This is a genomic window from Candidatus Poriferisocius sp. (genome assembly GCF_965204145.1).
GTDB lineage: Bacteria > Actinomycetota > Acidimicrobiia > Acidimicrobiales > Bin134 > Poriferisocius.
The window spans coordinates 1,663,033-1,679,945 of record NZ_OZ241977.1; the positions used below are offsets into that span (position 1 = coordinate 1,663,033).

Genomic DNA, 16,913 nt, shown 5'->3' on the forward strand with positions numbered 1-16,913 from the left:
CTGCTGGCGTGCTACCGGAGGAAGGAGGGGATGTCGAACTCGTCTTCGACCTCAGATGACATGAAGTCGTCTTCGCCTTCTCCGAACACATCGGGAACGTCCGACGAGCCCATCGAGTCGGTGGCCGACATCCTGGTCGCCCGCTCGCCCTCCCACCGGTCGAATCCGGCCGCGATCACCGTGACCCGGATGTGGTCGCCCATCGAGTCGTCTACCACGGTGCCGAAGATGATGTTGGCATCGGGGTGAGCCACGCCCTGGACGATCTCGGCGGCCTCGTTCACCTCGAAGATCCCGAGTCCGGGGCCGCCGGAGATGCTCAGCAGTATCCCGCGAGCTCCTTCGATAGAGGCCTCGAGCAGCGGGCTGGCGATGGCTTTGCGAGCCGCGCTGACCGCCTTGCCCTCACCGGAGGAGATGCCGACGCCCATGAGCGCAGACCCGGCGTCTTGCATCACCATGCGCACGTCGGCGAAGTCGGTGTTGATGAGCCCGGGAGTGGTGATCAAGTCGGTGATGCCCTGCACGCCGTGCAGCAGCACCTCGTCGGCCTTCTGGAACGCCTCAACCACCGAGGTGTGATCGTCGGAGATGCTGAGGAGGCGGTCGTTGGGAATGACGATCTGGGTGTCCACCTTGTCCCTCAGAGCCTGGATGCCGCTCTCCGCCTGAACGGAGCGGCGGCGGCCCTCGAAGCCGAACGGACGGGTCACCACCGCGATGGTGAGTGCGCCGATCCCCTTGGAGATCTCGGCGATGACCGGAGCTGCTCCGGTGCCGGTGCCACCGCCCTCGCCCGCGGTGATGAACACCATGTCGGCACCGCTGAGGGCTTCTTCAATGTCCTTGCGGTGATCGGTGGCGGCCTGGGCGCCGACTTCGGGGTCGCTGCCCGCGCCCAGCCCTCGGGTCAGCTCTCGACCAATGTCAAGCTTTACCTCAGCTGAACTCATGAGCAGAGCCTGGGCATCGGTGTTCACTGCCACAAACTCAACGCCGCGCAAGCCAGCTTCGATCATGCGGTCAACCGCGTTGACACCGCCGCCGCCCACGCCGATTACCTTGATCACTGCTAGATAGTTCTGGGGGTCAACCATGGGGATTCCTCGCTCCAATAGTTCAAAACTTCACTCTCTACTTTTGGTTTATATGAATAAAAGGTTGAGGCTTTAGAGCCTCTTCCTCTAGTAGAGGTCCATTCAGCTTACGGGCAATCGTCGATTGGGGTCAAGGCGGGAAGTTCCGGAATGCTCAAATCAATCAACTCGAAGCAGTGCAAGTCGACTCTGGCCAGGAAGGTAGCGAGCACAATCGCCTTTCCCCGGGGGTCGTCCTGGCCTCCCCAGTAGGCCCGCACATCCCCGGGCAGGTCCACCATCATCCGCCCGTCGTCCCAGGAGATCGCCTCAATGCCATCGCCTTGGAGGGGAATGAGGGCTTCGCTGACCTTCAAAAGAGGCAGTGCCGCACCCGCCAGCCAATCCCCCGGCTCGGGAACCGGGCCGAACAAGACCACTGGTAGTTCCCAAGAGGTCGAATTGATCTGGAGCACCCTCCCCTGAAGATCAATCACTGCCCACTGCCCGCCAACGGGAATCTGGGCAACCGCTGACCGCTCGGTGACGTCGAACGTGACCTTCCCGCCCCATGTCCGACTGGCTCGGACTTGATCCACCCACGGCAACGCGGCGACGGATTTCCGGGGACCGGACAAGTCCAGCCCCAAGAGAGGAACGCCGGGGTCGACTCCGGCCACTTCCAACACCTTGTCGGCGCCGGTGCGCTGAGCGCCGATGACTTCCACCTCGTCCACATCCAAAAGAGGGCTCTGGGTGATCCAGAAGCCGATGGCGAACAAGACGGCGACGATGCCGAGGGTGATCCACACCCGAAGCCGCCGCCGGGATCGGACCTCATTGCGCCGGGCTTCGATCCGAGGTTCGACCGGGGGCTGGGGACCCTGCGGCTGCTCGGGGGACCGACCCTCCGGCGTCTCCTCTGAGGGCATGTCAACCCGCCCGACCGGCCCACGGGCCCGCCTCAAACCCGACAAGGCGGGTCTCTGGCAATAAGGCAAGATCGAACTCAGCCTGCACTCGGGTGAACACCTCGGCCATCAGGGCGTGCAGATCGTCGGCCGAACCGCCCCGGTCGGCGACGAAGAAGTTGGCGTGCTTGGCGGAGACCGAGGCGGTGCCCACCCGGAGTCCCTTGAGGCCGGCGGCATCGATGAGCCGTCCCGCGCTGTCTCCTTCGGGATTGGTGAACACCGAACCGGCATTCTGCCCTCCCGGCTGGTTGTCGCGCCTCCAGGCCACGATCTCGGCGATCAGGGCCTGCGATGCCGACACATCCCCGGCAGCCAGTCCCACCTCAGCCCCCAGCACCAGATGATGGTCGGACAGCGCTGAACTCCGGTAGCCAAGCCTCAGCCGCTCACGGTCCCATCGCTCGATGCCGCCGCCCCGCAGATCGACAACCTCGGCATGGGTGAGCGATGCGGCGATGTCGGACCCATGGCCGCCGGCGTTCATGCGCACCGCACCCCCCAGCGACCCCGGAACCCCAACCGCCCATTCAAAGCCGGCCAGCCCGGCCGCGGCGCTCTGCCGGGCCAGAACCGGAAGCCCCGCGGCGGCCCCGGCCCGTACCTTGGCCCCGTCGATTTCCACCCAGTCGTGTCCCGCGCCCAGCCAGAGGGCCACGCCCTCGAAACCGGCGTCGGCCACCAGCAGGTTGGAGCCCTTGCCCACCACCAGCACATCGGCGCCGCCCGCGGCCACCACCTCGGCAACCGCGGCCATATCGGCGTCGGCCGCGAGGGTTGCCCCCACTCTCGCCGCGCCACCGACCCGGTAGGTGGTCTCGGGGCCGATCGGGCGCTCTCGGACAACCGCTTCTGTCCCCAGCACTCGGGCCAGTCGTCGAGCCAGGCGATCCCAGTCGATTGAGCTCATCGTCTGTTGGAAAGCCTCGAGATCACCCAGTCGGGAACCTGGGTGAGGTCGCCCGCGCCCAAGGTCAGGCACACATCTCCGGGACGGAGCCTGTCAACCAGATAGTCGGCCGCGTCTTCCAATCGGGGCACATAGACGACCTCCCGATCTGGATGGGCCTCGCTCACCGCCTGCCAAATCAGCTCTCCGGACACCCCGGGGATGGCGGGTTCGCCCGCGGAGTAGACGTCGGTGATGATCACCTCGTCGGCTGCCTCGAAGCAGTGCGCGAACGTCGTCCAGAGATGCGAAGTCCGGGTGTAGCGGTGAGGCTGGAACACGCAGACCACTCGATTCCACCCACCTTCCGAAGCGGTCTTCAGCGCGTAGGCCACCTCGGTGGGCAGGTGGGCGTAGTCGTCAATGAAGTCGACCCCGCCGGCCTCGCCCCGTCGCTCAAACCGCCGGGTCACGCCCCCGAAATCGGCCAAGGCTTCCGCGGCTTGGGATCCCTCCACCCCCAATTCGCAGGCCATGGCCAAAGCACCCAGCGCATTCAGCGCATTGTGATCTCCCGGCATTGGCACCGTCACCCGGCCCAAAAGGTCGCCGCGGCGGGTGACCTCGCCTACCGCTGACTGCCGGCTGCGGCTCAAGAGCCGCCAGCGGTAGTCGGCCTCGGCACCGGTTCCGTACAGGATTCGGCGGCAGCCCTCAGAGGCCTGCATGGCCCCGGGGTCGTCGGCGCACACCACCAACCCGTCAGCGGCGCCCGCGCAGAACCGGGCGAACTCGGCCTCCAGCTCCCCGACCGGGCGATCCCGGCGAAGGTGATCGGGCTCCACGTTGGTCAGCACCGCCCGGCTGACCGCCAACTCCCCGAAAGTGCCGTCGCTCTCGTCGGCTTCCACCACGAACCAGGGGCCCTCCGACCATCGAGCCCCGATGCTGCCGTCGGCCAAAACTGCGCCCACGATGAATCCCGGGTCAGCGCTCGCCGCCATGAGGACGTGGGACAGCATGGCCGCGGTTGTGGTTTTGCCGTGGGTTCCGGCCACCGCCACGGTGGAGCGCAATTCGGTGATGGCCGCCAGCATCTCGGCTCGGCGATAAACGGGGATGCCGGCCTGGCGGGCGGCGACCACTTCGGGATTGTCGTCGCCCACGGCGGTGGAATGGGCAACGAGGTCGGCCCCCGAAACCTGGGAGGCGTCGTGTCCGACGAACACGTCGACCCCGATCTCCCGCAGGCGGTCGAGCACCGAGGTGTCAGCCGAGTCGCTGCCGCTTACCCGACAGCCCAGCGCGTGCAAGACGACGGCGATTGCCGACATGCCTGCCCCGCCCACCCCCAACAGGTGAACCCGAGTCGCCGAGCACAAGTCGACCATGGTCTCTATTGTTGGTCGTGGAGAGGATCGCGAGCGTGCTTCTGGCCCATGAATCGGCCAAGCAGCGCTTGTTGATCGTGGTGAGGATCGCGAGCGTGCTTCTCGAGAAGATCGGCCACTCGATTGTCAGCGTCGCGGCGACCGAGGTTGGCCGCCTCTCGACCCATGGCATTGAGAAGGCCGGGAACCTTGAGCAAATTGTCCACCTCGGCAACCATCCGGTCGCCGTCCATCTCGCCGTCGGGCACCAGCACCGCCCCTCCGAGGGCCGCGAGCTGAGAGGCGTTGGCCGTCTGATGATCCCCGGGCGCGCCCGGCAATGGAACCAGCACCGATGCCAGTCCGACGACGGCCAGCTCGGCCACGCTCGACGCACCGGCTCGGCCCACCATCAGATCGGCGGCGGCATACACGCGGGGCATGTCGTTTTCGTACGCCACCGCCCGGTAGTCCAGCGCGGCCTCAGACAGGTCAGGTCGGAGATGGGCCAGCTCCTGCCAATCCCTTCGCCCCACCACATGGTGTACCGCCAGATCGTCGCGATCGGCCCAGCGCTGGGCAGCCTCGAAGGCGGCCCGGTTGATGCGGGCCGCACCCAACGACCCGCTGACCACGGCGACAAGACGGCGCCCCTCCTCCACTCCGAGAGCGGCTCGGGCCGCAGACCGGCCGCTTTCCCGGCTGACCCCCTGGACCTCGTCGCGCACCGGATTGCCGGTGAGGACCGAGCGGGGAAGCCGGGTTCTCGGAAACGACACGGCCGACGCCCGGGCCCAGCGGCCGGCAAGGCGATTGGCCAAGCCCGGCACGGCGTTCTGCTCGGCCACGACGAGCGGGATCCTGAGCAGCCGAGCGGCCAGCGCGCAGGGCACGCTGGCGTATCCGCCCAAGCCCAAAACCACTGCCGGCTGAAGTCGCCGCAACAGGCGAACGGCCTGAACCACCGCCTGGGCCAGGCCCCAGGCCGATGACAGGTTTTGCCACGTCAACCGGCGCCGGATACCCCGACCGGGCAGCAGGGTCAGCTCAAACCCCGCGGCGGGAACCAGATCTTGCTCCACCCCTCGGGCCGAGCCCACAAAATGGATGGTCTCGGGCTCATGGCCGCGCCGAACCAGGGCGCGGGCCACCGCCAGACCCGGGTGGATGTGGCCGGCGGTCCCTCCCCCGGCAATCACCGCCCACACCGGTTGTCGGTCGGAATTCGAGCCCTGCCCTTGCGATTCTTCGGGCCGGGCGCGGCGGGTCACGGCTTGACCCGGATCTGGCGCGCGATGTTCAAGAGCATCCCGGTGGCCACCATGCTGGTCAGCAAGGCAGAGCCCCCTACCGACAAGAACGGCAGGGGAACCCCGGTGATGGGCAGCACACCGACCACCGCGGCGATGTTGACGAACGCCTGGGCCCCCACCCACACGGTGATGCCGGTGGCCAAGACTTGCCCGAAGCGATCAGGGGCGTTCAGGGCCACCCAGATCCCGCAGATCACGAATCCGGCGAACAACCCGATGACGAACATGGCGCCCAGCCAGCCCATCTCCTCGGCCAAAACGGCGAAGATGAAATCGGTCTGGGCCTCGGGGAGAAAACCCCACTTGATGCGGCTCTCCCCCAGCCCCACGCCGGAGGGTCCCCCCGAAGCGATGCCCACCCGCGACTGGATGGTCTGCCAGCCGGTGTCAAGCGGGTCGGACCACGGGTCGAGCATCGAGGTCACTCGGTCGCGGCGATAGCCCGACCCCCATGCGGCCAGCGCGGCTGCTCCGCCGCTCAACAGCGACCAGCCGGTCAGCGGAAGGAGAGGCACACCGGCCATGAACAGGGCGGCAAACGCGATCACCACGATGACGACTGCGGTACCCAGATTGGGCTGGAGCAGGATGAACCCGCACATGATGCAGCAGATGACCAGCACCGGGCGGATGGTGGTTCGGGCATTGCGCTCCTCGCCCGCTTTGTTGGCCAGCCACGCGGCCGCGAACAGAACCATGGCCAGCTTGGCCAACTCCGAGGGTTGGAAGCTGATCGGGCCGAAGTAGATCCAGCGGGTGGCGCCATTGGCCGTGGTGCCGATCCCCGGCACCAGCACGGCCACCAGCAACAGCATGGTGAGGGCCACTGCCGCGTTGGCGTACTTCTTCCACTGCCGGTAGTCCGTCCGCATCACAAAGACCAGGGCCACAAGCCCTCCCATGCACCAGACGAGTTGGCGCTGGAAGGTGAACCAGGTGGACTGGCCGACGTACAGGCTGGTGACCGAGGAGACCGAGAGCACCATGACCAGGCCGATGGCATTGAGGGTCAGGATCGTCCCGAACAGCAGGTAGAAGGGGATCGTGGCCTGGCCCGCCGGCGCCGACCGAAGGGCCGCGACCCACGGCCGTCGATTAACCCGAGGAGCTATTGCGGTCATGGCGATCCTCCGATCAGTTCGCGTACCAGCAAGGAGAAGTGATCGCCTCGCTCGGCGTAGGAGCCGTACCAGTCAAACGAGGCGCAACCCGGCGACAACAGCACCGCATCGCCGCTTCGGGCCCCTTCGGCGGCAGTTCTCACCGCCTCCTCCATCGACCCGGCGATGGTCACCGGGCATCGTCCGGCGAAGGCCCGCTGCACCTCCTCCGCAGCCTCCCCGATGGCCACCACCGAGCGAAGCTGGTCGGCCACCTCGGCCATCGGCCCCAGGTCCAGTCCCTTGTTGCGTCCGCCGGCAATGAGAACCGCCCGTCCCACAGACCGCACCGCGGCACAGGCCGCGTGGGGGGTGGTGGCTTTGGAGTCGTCAAAGAAGCGAACCCCGTCGTGCTCGGCGACCAGGGCCACCCGATGGGGCAGCCCGGTCCACGACAACAAGGCCGCTCGCACACCTTGGGCGTGGGCGCCTCCGGCCATGGCCACCGCGGCCGCCGCGAGGTGGTTGGACAGCTCGTGGGGCTGCGACCGGTGCAGCTCAAAGGTGTCGGCCAACTTCTCCGACCAAGCCCACAAGGCGCCCTCGCTCACTCGGAAATCGCCGTCATCGAGCCCGAAGGTCACAACCCGACCCTCGTCGGGGGCATGGGCGACGACCACGGGATCATCTCGGTTCACCACCGAGGTAGTGTGCTCGTCGGCCCTGTTCCACAAGGCGGCCTTCGCGGCGCGATAGCTCGTCAGCGACTCATGGACGTCGAGATGATCGGGGGCGAAGTTCAACCATGCCCCCACCGTGGGGCGATAACACTGGCTGTGGCCCAGCCGAAACGAGGATGCCTCAACCACAAACGCTTCGGGGCGGTCGGCCCGGATGGCCTCCACCAGCGGCGTCTCTGTGTTTCCGGCCACGCTCACCGGGATTCCGGAGGCCTCGAGCATGGCAGCGGCGAGAAGCGTCACCGTTGTCTTGCCGTTGGTCCCGGTGACCGCCAGCGTGGGACGGGCATCCCACTGCTGGGCCAAGTCGAACTCCGAGATGACGGGCGTGCCCGCGTCCGCCGCGGCACCAAGGCAGGGATGGGACTCGGGCAGCCCAGGGGTGGGCACGATTGCCCGGGCGTCGGCCGCCAAGGCGGGCCAATCATCGGGGTCGGGCTGCTCGAGGAGGCCGACCCCGAGTTCTTCGGCGTAGAGGCGGGCGTGGTCATCGGGAGCATCGTCAACGGGCACTACCAGATGGCCGCGCTCGACCAACTGGGCGCACACCGCCCGGTTGGTCACGGCAAAGCCCACGAGCAGCACGGGCGCCCGGCTCAATCTGCTCCTCCGATGGACACGAAATCGGCGTAGAAGAGACCGAGGGCCACGGCGGTGGCGAACCCGGTCATGATCCACAGCCGGATGATCACCGTGGTCTCCGGCCAGCCGCCGAGCTCGAAGTGATGGTGGATGGGGGCCATGCGGAATACCCGGGTGCCGAACACCCGGAAACTGAACACCTGGATGATCACCGACAGGGTCTCCATCACGAACAGGCCGCCGATGATGGGCAGCAGCAGGTGGGTGTTGGTGGCCAACGCCAGTGCGGCCATACCCGTTCCCAGGGCCAGCGATCCGGTGTCGCCCATGAAGATGCGGGCCGGCGCGGCGTTCCACCACATGAACCCAGCGCTGGCCCCCACCATGGCCGCGGCCAAGATGGCCAAGTCCAAGGCGTGGGGTATGCCATAGATTTCCTCGTTGCGGAAGGCCCAGAAGCCGATGACCACGAAGGCGGCGAAGGCGAACACCGAGGAGCCGGCGGCCAGGCTGTCGAGCCCGTCAGTCAGGTTCACCGCGTTGCTCGTGGCCAATATCAAAAGCACTGCCCAGAGTCCCCAGCCCCATGGCCCCAAGTCGATGTTCAGGGAGTCGTAGCGGGTGAAGGAGAGCTCGGTGCGGACATCGGTCAGGTGGATCATGAGGAGTGCGTATCCCACCGCCACTGCGAGCAGGCCCAGAATCTTGGTCCCCTTGCCCAGGCCCAGGTTGCGCGCCCGGGACACCTTGAGCCAGTCGTCGATGAAGCCGACGACACCGGCGCCGAAGATGGCGAGCATCACGATCAGGCCAGTTCGGGTGAAGATGCCGTTGTAGAGGTCGCTGATGACGTATCCGGCCAGCGCGCCGACCACGATGGCCACTCCCCCCATGGTGGGCGTTCCCGCCTTGCTGACGTGGCCCTGGGGTCCGTCCAAGCGGATGGGCTGGCCGATGGAGTGCTTGCGCAAGAAGCTGATCAAGAAGCGGGTGCCGATCACCGAGACCACCCCGGCAATGGCCACGGCGAACAAGAGCCGGATCATCGGGCTGACTCCACGGCGAACAAGAGCCGGATCATCGGGCTGTCTCCATGGCGGCCAGAAGCTCTCGGGCCACGACGCGATCGTCGAAGGGGATCACCTGATCGCCCACCGTCTGGGTGGTCTCGTGGCCCTTCCCCGCCACCACCACCACGTCGCCGTCCTCGGCCTCGGCCAGGCTCCGGGCGATGGCCGCCCGGCGGTCTGCCAGGATCATCACGTCCCGGGAGTGGTGGGGCACCCCGGCCAGAATCTCAGCAATGATGGCATCGGGGTCCTCTGAACGAGGGTTGTCGGAGGTGACGATGACTTGGTCGGCCACCTCGGCCGCCACCTGGCCCATCATCGGGCGTTTGCCGGCATCGCGGTCGCCGCCGCAGCCGAAAACCACCCGCAGGCGTCCAGCGTCGGCCACCAGTTCTCGGGCGGCGGCCAGCACCTGAGCCAATCCGTCGGGAGTGTGGGCATAGTCCACGATCACGGTGAACGGGTGTTCGGACTCGATGGCCTCGAATCGGCCCGGCACGGGCGCGGCCGACTCCAGACCAGTGACTATCTCAGGCACGCTGGCGCCCAGCAGCAGAGCGGTCTCCGCCGCGGCCAAGGCGTTGGCCGCATTGAACCGGCCAACCAGGGGCAGGCGAACATCTTGGCCTCTCCATCGCAGGGCCGTGCCTTGCGGTCCCACTCGAACCGGCAGACTCTCGGGGTCATAGCCCACGGTGGGGATGCGGGGCTCGGCGGCCAACCGCAGGCCGTGCTCATCGCCTCGGTTGACCACGGCTCGGTCGGCCAGTTCGGGGGTGAACAGACGGGCTTTGGCTGTGAAGTACTCCTCGGCGGTGCCGTGGTAGTCGAGGTGGTCGATGGTGAGGTTGGTGAAGACCGCGGCGTCGTAGCGGATGCCGTCCACCCGGTGCTGGTGCAAGGCGTGGCTGGATACCTCCATGGCCACCGCCTCCACCCCGGCCGACCGCCAGCAGGCCAGTTGGTGCTGCAAGTGGAGGGACTCCGGAGTGGTCCTGGTTCCGGTGAGCGTGCCGAGCACCTCGGTGTGCAGGCCCGCGGCCGTCAGCACCGAACCCATCAGGGTGCACACCGTGGTCTTGCCGTTGGTGCCGGTTACTCCGATGACGGCCATGGATTGGGAGGGGTGGCCGTAAAAGGTCGAGCTCATCGGCCCCATTGCCCGGCGTACCGAATCGGTCTGCACCTGGGGACAGGCCACGTTGAGCGGGCGCTCCACCACCAGGCCGACGGCCCCCTGATCCACCGCGTCGGATGCGAAATCGTGGCCATCGTGGTTGGCGCCCGGCACACAGAAGAACAGGTCGCCGGCATTCACGTCCCGGGAATCGTGGGCCAACCCGGTGATCTCGGCATCCCCGTTCCGCTCGACGAGCCCAGGTGCGTCCGCAGCCAAGTGCCGCAACGCCATCGACGAGGTGCTCACGGCCCCTCCTCCGGCGAGGACGGCTCGCCATCGAGCTGTTCCGGCGCCTCTGCTCCCTGGGGTTCAGTTCCCGGAGAGGGGCCCTCCGACCCCGGCTGGGAAACCGGCTCGGGGGTGATCTCAATGGTCGGGGTGGGCTCCGCAGCGCTGGTGGCAGTGGGGGCCGGCTGCGGCGTGGCCGTGGGCTCGAGGGTTGGAGCGGGCTGCGCGGTGGGGGCCGGGCCCAGCTTCGGCTGGACGGTGACGAAGTCGACCGGAGGGGCGATGCGGAGGCGTTGCAGAGCGTAGTTCGCCAATTCGGCAAACAGCGGTGCGGCTGCCTGGCTGGCGTAGAAGTTGGTCACCGGCTCGTCGATCACCACAATCATCGAGAGCTGGGGATCCTCGGCGGGAAAGAACCCAGCGAAGGTGGCCGTGTAGCGACGCAGCCCTTCCTCGTCTTCGTAGTTGCCGTCTGACAGCACCTTCTGACCGGTCCCGGTCTTGCCGGCAACGGTGTAGCCGTCAACCTGGGCGTTGCGTCCTGTTCCCTCCCGCACCACCGTGACCAGCATGTCGGTCATCTGCGAGGCGGTGCTGTAGGAGACAACCCTGACCGGCTCGGCCCGCTCCACGGGTATCTCTCGGCCATCCGCGCCAACCGCCGAGTACACCAGCGTGGGCGCGACCCGCAATCCGCCAGTGGCCAGGGTGTTGTACACCATCAGTACCTGCAAGGGCGTGGCCAATATGCCCTGGCCCAGGGCGAAGCTGGCCACATCGGTACCGTTCCAGCTCAACAGATCCGGAACCAAGCCAGACGACTCGCCCTTGAATCCCAGTCCGGTGACCGACCCCAGACCGTACCGGGACATGTAGGCAGCCAAGCGAGTGGAGCCCAGCACGAGAGCCCACTCGACGGTGCCGGTGTTGGACGAACGGGCCAGGATCTCCTCCATGCTGTAGAGCGCGGTTCCGTACTCGGTGTGGTCGGTGAATTCCTGATCGTAGAGGTGAAGCCAGTGGTTGACTTCGCGCACATGGCTGGGAGCTCCCAGCCCCTCTTCGATCACTCCGGACAGCACCACGCTCTTCATGACCGACCCGGGCTCATAGGCCCAGGTGACGGCCCGATTCTCGCTGAGCGAGACCGGGTTGCCCTCCGCGTCTCGCCCCACCGAGGCCATGGCCAGAATCTCGCCGGTATCGGGCACCATGATGATGACGGAGCCGCTGGACGCCTCGACTTCTTCTATTTGGCGCATCAGCGCGCGCTCGGCCTCGAACTGCAAAGAGCGGTCGATCGTCGAGTACAGATCGGCGCCTGGCTGTGCGGGCTTGATGTGGCGGGCACCGGTGGGGATGGTGCGACCGTCATGGCTGCTCTCCAACACCAACTCGCCGGGTATGCCGCCGAGGAGCCCGTCATATTGGTATTCGAGGCCGCTGATGCCCACTTGATCCACATCCACTACTCCGACGACGGCCCGGCCCAATCGGTCGCCGGCGGGATTGAATCGAGCCGACTCCTCAAGCTGGTACACCCCCTCCAAGTCGAGCTCGGCCACCGCCCGTGAGATGGCGTCGGGCACTTGGCGGGCCAGATAGGCGTGCTGGTCGGGCTCGCTCAGCAGTTCGAGCAGCAGGCCCTCGTCCCTTTTCAGCACCGGGGCGAGAGCGGCCGCGGCGGCGGCCGGGTCGTCCACTTGGCTGGGGTCGGCCCATACCGTCCATTGCGGCACCGATACCGAGAGCTCCACTCCGTTGCGGTCGAGGATCCGCCCCCGGTCGGCGGTCAGCTTGACCGTCTTGGTTCGCTGCTGCTGGCCGTATTCCACGTAGGCGTCGGAGCGGAAGAGCTGGAGGTCGGCCAGCCGAACGCCCAACACCACCGCGACCATGGCGAATGCCACCGCCAACGCGGTGCCCCGTCGCCGACGCGACTGGGTTCCCTTAACCTCCTCGGAGGAATTCATCGTCATCCAATTCCACGGGAGACAGGTACACGCGCCGGTCGGGCTCCACCATTCCCAATCGGTAGAGGGCCTCGGCCACGATGCGCTCGGGCGCCTCGGCGCGGGCCACATTGAACCGCAACCTGTCGTTGGCGGCCTGAACTTCTTCGAGCTCCTGGTTGAGGTTGTCGAGAGTGGTTTGCCGGTCGACGATCATGGCGTGGAGCAGCGCCAGCACGAACAGGGCAATCACGACGGTGATGGCGGCAGCCCAGCCCACTATGGGCATCAGCCTGCGGGTGGGCCGTGGTGCCGCACGAAGGTGCGGGCGGGGGCGGGTGGCAGTCTTCGCCGGGGATGGGCTCGGATGGCGCTGCGGAGAAGCCACTACGCAGCTCCTTCGGTCTGATCATTCCCCAGCTTGCAGAACCCCCGAAAGCGGGCGCTGGAGGCCCGGGGGTTGTCGGCCAACTCTGCTGAGCTGGGCCGGCGACTGCCCCGGGGAACCAACTCGATGGCGGGTGGGGGCTGGGACGCCGACGGGGGCAGGCCCCGAAAGCGGGATTCGTCATTGAGCCCGGCCTGGCGGCGCAGAACCCGCTTGACAATGCGGTCCTCTCCGCTGTGGTAGCTGAGCACCACTCCCCGACCTCCAGGCGCCATTCGGTCGATGACCGCTTCCAATGCAGGCTCGATCTGGCTCAGCTCGTCGTTGACCGCGATGCGGACGGCCTGGAAGGTTCGCTTGGCGGGATGGCCGCCCCGTCGGCGAGCGGGGGCGGGGATGGCCTCGCGCACCACTTCGGCCAATGCCGTGGTAGAGGCAATAGGCCGGGCCGCCACAATGGCGTCGGCAATGCGATTGGCGTAGCGCTCATCGCCGTAGGCCCGCAGGATTCTGGCCAGCTCCGAGGCCGGCCACTTGTTCACCACCTCGTCAGCCGAGAGCTGTTGGCTGCAATCCATCCTCATGTCCAGAGGACCGTCTTGGCGGTAGCTGAAACCCCGCTGCGGCTGGTCGAGCTGTGGAGAGCTCACTCCGAAGTCGAACAGTGATCCCACGAGGCGAGGCACCCCCAGGGCATCCAACACGTCGTCCAACTGGGCAAAGCTGGCATGGCGGATCGTGGCGCCGCGACCGGCCAAGGCAGTGGTGGCGGCCTCGACCGCGGAGGGGTCACGGTCGAGGCCTATCAGTGAGAGGTCAGGGCGGGCGTTCAATAGAGCCCGAGCATGTCCTCCCCCACCCACGGTGGCATCGAGAAAAGCCCCCGACGGCACCGTGGACAGATGTTCCACCACTTCTGCGACCATGACGGGATGATGGACATATCGACTGTCGATGGCTGTCGTTGTCCCCCCGTTCATGTTCATTCACCTCCTGGGCGCCTCTGTGGCCTGTCAGTTGAAGGAGCTGTTTTTGCGTCCGACCGGGTCGGGCGATAAAAATGGCGCCCATCGGCAGTCCTCCGCCTGGCGACCGCACTCCGGGATTTCTCCCCGGCAGTGTCAGATGGCAAGCGGGCGGAGTAGGGGCCTTCCATCTCGTCAGACGGAGGACTGCCCATGAGCCCTTTTTCTTTCCCCTTACATTGCGCTTCCCAGTGGTTTCCTCCTTCCGTCCGGCCTCATCACAGCCAGCGATCCACGTCGGCTTCGCCGTGTTCGGCTTGAAGCGACTCCCATTCCCCCGCCTCCCAGACCTCGCCGCGGTTGAACACACCGACCAAAACCACGTTCTTGTCGAGACCCAGCGCCTCTCGCTTGGAGGAAGGCAAGCTCAACCGACCCTGGGCGTCGACGGTCGCCGGTTCAAGGCTGGAGGAGAAACGACGCAGTTCGTCGCCGTCGGCCTCCCCGGCCCGCACCGCGGTTTCAAGCCGCTCCAGCGCGCTGCGGGCCTCATCCGCCGTCCAGATGCCCAAGCACTGCTTGTAGATCGCCACATAGGCCCCTTCGGCCAGCACCGAGCGAAAGACCGGCGGCAACGAAAGCCGGCCCTTGTCGTCCAAGGAACGAGCGTGCTCACCGGTGAGCATGTCCCCCTCCAATGGGTCCCGAGAAAATCCCCTTATGTCCCACTTCGTCCCACCCTATCCCCCACAGCCCCACCAGCGCAACCCAATCGAGGTATTTCGAGACAAGGGGTACCACCGCGCCTGAATTGGCAGCGTCATCCGGTGGCGGCGGAAAGCCGAGGCTCTACCGCGGCAGGGAACTCAAGAAAGCGGCGATGATCTTCTCGGCCGGAGCATTCAGCGGATAGGCCGACCCGGCCAGGGTGTTCCGAAGGTTGTCGATCTGGCCGGTTGGCACCACAAGACGAGACATCAACTCCTCGGGGGCCCATCGGCGGTACACCAGCGTCTGGAAGCGGGCCGTGGTGCGGGTTCGGCGCTGAGTAATGCCGACCGCCTTGGCCTGTCCGACGAGCACCTCACCCGGCCCCCGGCTGGCGAAGCACGCCAACCTGCCCCATGCACCGGGTTCATAGCGTTTGGATATCTCCGCTGAGTCGATATCCAGAGAAGCCAAAGCGGTAGCCCACACTCGGCCCAGCCACAGGGGCGCCCGGTTCACATCGTGGTCCCAAAGTGGGTTTTCCTGCCCGATCACCACGTCGATCCACACCGAATCACCCGGCACCACCAGCACCGCGCCACCGCCGCTGCGGCGGCGTACGACCCCGGTCCCTTCAGTGCCCGCTTCTTTGGCGACATCGACAGGCTGGGCCGACCCCAGCACCAGCGCAGTGTCGAGGGGCGACATCAGCCAAACCTCCCGATCAGTGCCGGGATCGGGACTGAGCGCGTGCAACTCCCCCACGGTTCCGCTCAGCCGATACGCCCTCCACCCTCCTTGGATTGACAGTGGCTCAGTCTTGGCGTTCACCGGCCTATGCCGTCGGGCATCCCGCGACAGGCTCAAGCAGTTTGGGCGACGGACTCGGCAGATGGGTCGAGATAGGGCAGCCAGTCGGAGGGGACATGGCCGACCGCCGAGGCCACCCAGGCCGAGCGGGGAGGCTCGGCCGGCGGACGCATCAGCCGCATCGGGGTCTCCGAGAGCAGCCGATCCCGCTTGGCCATGTTGCACCGTCGACAGGCGGCAACCACGTTCTCCCAGGAGTGGGTGCCGCCTCGGCTCCGGGGTCGGACGTGGTCGATGGAGTCGGCGTGACGGCCGCAGTACTGGCAGCGGTATCCGTCGCGGGCAAAGACCCCCCGGCGGCTGAGCCCGCCGGTGCGGAAGAACGGCACTTTGACGTAATAGCGCAGTCGAACCACCGACGGCACCGGCAGGTCGAGCCGCTCGGAGCGGATCCGCTCGCCCGACTCCAGTACCACCTCGGCCTTCTCCGCCATCACCAGCACGAGGGCGCGCCGGGGCGACACCACACTCAACGGCTCGAAGGAGGCGTTCAGCACCAGCGCCCGGCTCATGGTGGAAACCATAGTGAACCCGCCGGGTTGCTTTGTGTGGATTACCGAGAACACTCCCCCGGTTTGACGGATCGCAAGGGGCGATTCAACGCCGCTTTACCTGGTAGTGCGCTCCCAGGATCTACACCATCGCAGATAGGTGACCAGATCATCGGCGCGGGGCTGGGCTTCGGCATCCCCGTACATGGTGACCATCCGGAACTTCAAATACGCCGGATCGGGGAGCATTTTTAACCGCCATCCGAGCCGGATCGCTGTCATCCAAAGACTGGGATATGCGAGCAGCTTGGCCAGCGATTGAACCACGGTTCCAGGCTACGCCTTCGCGGTCCTTCCCTCGTGATCTTCCTCCGGCGGCCAGTACGATGGGCGGATGGGAACACTTGCCGTCACCGGCGACCACGACGCCGACCAACTCCTCCTCAATGATCCGTTCGCCCTGCTGCTGGCCATGATGCTCGACCAGCAGATCCCCATGGAGTGGGCCTTCAAATCGCCCCTGCGGTTAAAGGAGCGCATCCCCGACGATTTTTCCGCTGCTGGCCTGGCGGAAATGAACCCCGACAAGGCCGAGGCCGCCTTCAAGGAGAAGCCCGCCCTGCATCGGTTCCCCGGCTCGATGGCCCGCCGGGCCCAAGACCTCGCCCGCCACATCGTGGACAACTATGACGGCGACGCCGCCAAGCTGTGGGTCGAAGCCGACACCGGCCAAGAGCTGCTCAAGCGCCTCAAAGCCCTCCCCGGCTACGGCGACGAAAAGGCCAAGATCTTCCTCGCCGTCCTAGCCAAACGCTTCAACGTAACCCCCGAAGGCTGGGAAGCCGCCGCCGGCCCCTTCTCCGACCCCACCCCCCGAACCGTCGCCGACATAGACAGCCCCGAAGCCCTAGCCGAAGTAAGAGCCTGGAAAAAAGCCCAAAAAGCCAAAGGCAAAACCAAACAAGACTGACCGTAACCGGCTGATTCAGTACGGTTACCCCCGCATGACCAACCCAGCCG

Annotated in this window: 17 protein-coding genes; 1 reads left to right on the top strand and 16 read right to left on the bottom strand. The window is 66.5% G+C overall.

The window, feature by feature from the left end; translation table 11 throughout:
- Positions 1-11: 11 nt before the first annotated feature.
- The 16 genes from ftsZ to ACOGI7_RS07700 form a co-directional block, all read right to left on the bottom strand.
- Complete coding sequence (ftsZ, locus tag ACOGI7_RS07625; RefSeq protein ID WP_419851316.1) at positions 12-1,097, bottom strand: cell division protein FtsZ; 1,086 nt, start codon at positions 1,095-1,097, stop codon at positions 12-14.
- Between the two features lie 107 nt (positions 1,098-1,204).
- Positions 1,205-2,008, bottom strand: coding sequence for a cell division protein FtsQ/DivIB (locus ACOGI7_RS07630; protein WP_419851317.1), 804 nt, complete (start codon positions 2,006-2,008; stop codon positions 1,205-1,207).
- Position 2,009: 1 nt separating this feature from the next.
- On the bottom strand, positions 2,010-2,957 hold the full coding sequence (gene murB / locus ACOGI7_RS07635; RefSeq protein ID WP_419851318.1) for a UDP-N-acetylmuramate dehydrogenase: 948 nt from the start codon (positions 2,955-2,957) through the stop codon (positions 2,010-2,012).
- On the bottom strand, positions 2,954-4,327 hold the full coding sequence (gene murC, locus ACOGI7_RS07640; RefSeq protein WP_419851319.1) for a UDP-N-acetylmuramate--L-alanine ligase: 1,374 nt from the start codon (positions 4,325-4,327) through the stop codon (positions 2,954-2,956). Before murC ends, murB begins: the two co-directional genes overlap by 4 nt.
- A gap of 5 nt (positions 4,328-4,332) precedes the next feature.
- Entirely contained in the window at positions 4,333-5,577 is a 1,245-nt protein-coding gene (murG, locus tag ACOGI7_RS07645; RefSeq protein WP_419851320.1) for an undecaprenyldiphospho-muramoylpentapeptide beta-N-acetylglucosaminyltransferase, read from the bottom strand.
- Entirely contained in the window at positions 5,574-6,740 is a 1,167-nt protein-coding gene (ftsW, locus tag ACOGI7_RS07650) for a putative lipid II flippase FtsW (protein WP_419851321.1), read from the bottom strand. The genes murG and ftsW overlap by 4 nt, the downstream gene beginning before the upstream one ends.
- Positions 6,737-8,059, bottom strand: a complete 1,323-nt coding sequence (gene murD / locus ACOGI7_RS07655; RefSeq protein WP_419851322.1) for a UDP-N-acetylmuramoyl-L-alanine--D-glutamate ligase — start codon at positions 8,057-8,059, stop codon at positions 6,737-6,739. The genes ftsW and murD overlap by 4 nt, the downstream gene beginning before the upstream one ends.
- Positions 8,056-9,087, bottom strand: coding sequence for a phospho-N-acetylmuramoyl-pentapeptide-transferase (gene mraY / locus ACOGI7_RS07660; protein WP_419851323.1), 1,032 nt, complete (start codon positions 9,085-9,087; stop codon positions 8,056-8,058). Before mraY ends, murD begins: the two co-directional genes overlap by 4 nt.
- Positions 9,088-9,118: 31 nt before the next feature.
- A complete protein-coding gene (locus ACOGI7_RS07665) occupies positions 9,119-10,537 on the bottom strand; it encodes a UDP-N-acetylmuramoyl-L-alanyl-D-glutamate--2,6-diaminopimelate ligase (protein ID WP_419851324.1) in 1,419 nt (472 codons plus the stop codon).
- Entirely contained in the window at positions 10,534-12,498 is a 1,965-nt protein-coding gene (locus ACOGI7_RS07670; RefSeq protein WP_419851325.1) for a penicillin-binding transpeptidase domain-containing protein, read from the bottom strand. The genes ACOGI7_RS07665 and ACOGI7_RS07670 overlap by 4 nt, the downstream gene beginning before the upstream one ends.
- Positions 12,470-12,760: a hypothetical protein gene (locus ACOGI7_RS07675; protein WP_419851326.1), complete on the bottom strand. Its 291-nt coding sequence runs from the start codon at positions 12,758-12,760 to the stop codon at positions 12,470-12,472. Before ACOGI7_RS07675 ends, ACOGI7_RS07670 begins: the two co-directional genes overlap by 29 nt.
- A gap of 98 nt (positions 12,761-12,858) precedes the next feature.
- The gene (gene rsmH / locus ACOGI7_RS07680; RefSeq protein WP_419851327.1) at positions 12,859-13,845 is read right to left on the bottom strand and encodes a 16S rRNA (cytosine(1402)-N(4))-methyltransferase RsmH; all 987 of its coding nucleotides are present in this window, start codon (positions 13,843-13,845) and stop codon (positions 12,859-12,861) included.
- Positions 13,846-14,102: 257 nt separating this feature from the next.
- On the bottom strand, positions 14,103-14,510 hold the full coding sequence (locus ACOGI7_RS07685) for a division/cell wall cluster transcriptional repressor MraZ (protein WP_419851328.1): 408 nt from the start codon (positions 14,508-14,510) through the stop codon (positions 14,103-14,105).
- Between the two features lie 163 nt (positions 14,511-14,673).
- Positions 14,674-15,363 carry a hypothetical protein gene (locus ACOGI7_RS07690; protein WP_419851329.1) on the bottom strand — a complete coding sequence of 230 codons (690 nt, stop codon included), beginning with the start codon at positions 15,361-15,363 and terminating at the stop codon, positions 14,674-14,676.
- Between the two features lie 32 nt (positions 15,364-15,395).
- Complete coding sequence (locus ACOGI7_RS07695) at positions 15,396-15,914, bottom strand: HNH endonuclease (RefSeq protein ID WP_419851330.1); 519 nt, start codon at positions 15,912-15,914, stop codon at positions 15,396-15,398.
- Between the two features lie 96 nt (positions 15,915-16,010).
- Positions 16,011-16,220 carry a hypothetical protein gene (locus ACOGI7_RS07700; RefSeq protein ID WP_419851331.1) on the bottom strand — a complete coding sequence of 70 codons (210 nt, stop codon included), beginning with the start codon at positions 16,218-16,220 and terminating at the stop codon, positions 16,011-16,013.
- 67 nt (positions 16,221-16,287) lie between these two features.
- Here ACOGI7_RS07700 and ACOGI7_RS07705 point away from each other — a divergent pair, with 67 nt between their 5' ends.
- Positions 16,288-16,863, top strand: a complete 576-nt coding sequence (locus ACOGI7_RS07705) for an HhH-GPD-type base excision DNA repair protein (protein WP_419851332.1) — start codon at positions 16,288-16,290, stop codon at positions 16,861-16,863.
- The last annotated feature ends 50 nt before the right edge of the window (positions 16,864-16,913 follow it).

Excerpts from the sequence above, each read along its gene's own strand:
- ftsZ (WP_419851316.1), bottom strand. The coding sequence starts at position 1,097 with ATGGTTGACCCCCAGAACTATCTAGCAGTGATCAAGGTAATCGGCGTG.
- ACOGI7_RS07630 (WP_419851317.1), bottom strand. The coding sequence starts at position 2,008 with ATGCCCTCAGAGGAGACGCCGGAGGGTCGGTCCCCCGAGCAGCCGCAG.
- murB (WP_419851318.1), bottom strand. The coding sequence starts at position 2,957 with ATGAGCTCAATCGACTGGGATCGCCTGGCTCGACGACTGGCCCGAGTG.
- murC (WP_419851319.1), bottom strand. The coding sequence starts at position 4,327 with ATGGTCGACTTGTGCTCGGCGACTCGGGTTCACCTGTTGGGGGTGGGC.
- ftsW (WP_419851321.1), bottom strand. The coding sequence starts at position 6,740 with ATGACCGCAATAGCTCCTCGGGTTAATCGACGGCCGTGGGTCGCGGCC.
- mraY (WP_419851323.1), bottom strand. The coding sequence starts at position 9,087 with ATGATCCGGCTCTTGTTCGCCGTGGCCATTGCCGGGGTGGTCTCGGTG.
- ACOGI7_RS07670 (WP_419851325.1), bottom strand. The coding sequence starts at position 12,498 with ATGACGATGAATTCCTCCGAGGAGGTTAAGGGAACCCAGTCGCGTCGG.
- ACOGI7_RS07675 (WP_419851326.1), bottom strand. The coding sequence starts at position 12,760 with ATGCCCATAGTGGGCTGGGCTGCCGCCATCACCGTCGTGATTGCCCTG.
- rsmH (WP_419851327.1), bottom strand. The coding sequence starts at position 13,845 with ATGAACATGAACGGGGGGACAACGACAGCCATCGACAGTCGATATGTC.
- ACOGI7_RS07685 (WP_419851328.1), bottom strand. The coding sequence starts at position 14,510 with ATGCTCACCGGTGAGCACGCTCGTTCCTTGGACGACAAGGGCCGGCTT.
- ACOGI7_RS07695 (WP_419851330.1), bottom strand. The coding sequence starts at position 15,914 with ATGAGCCGGGCGCTGGTGCTGAACGCCTCCTTCGAGCCGTTGAGTGTG.
- ACOGI7_RS07705 (WP_419851332.1), top strand. The coding sequence starts at position 16,288 with ATGGGAACACTTGCCGTCACCGGCGACCACGACGCCGACCAACTCCTC.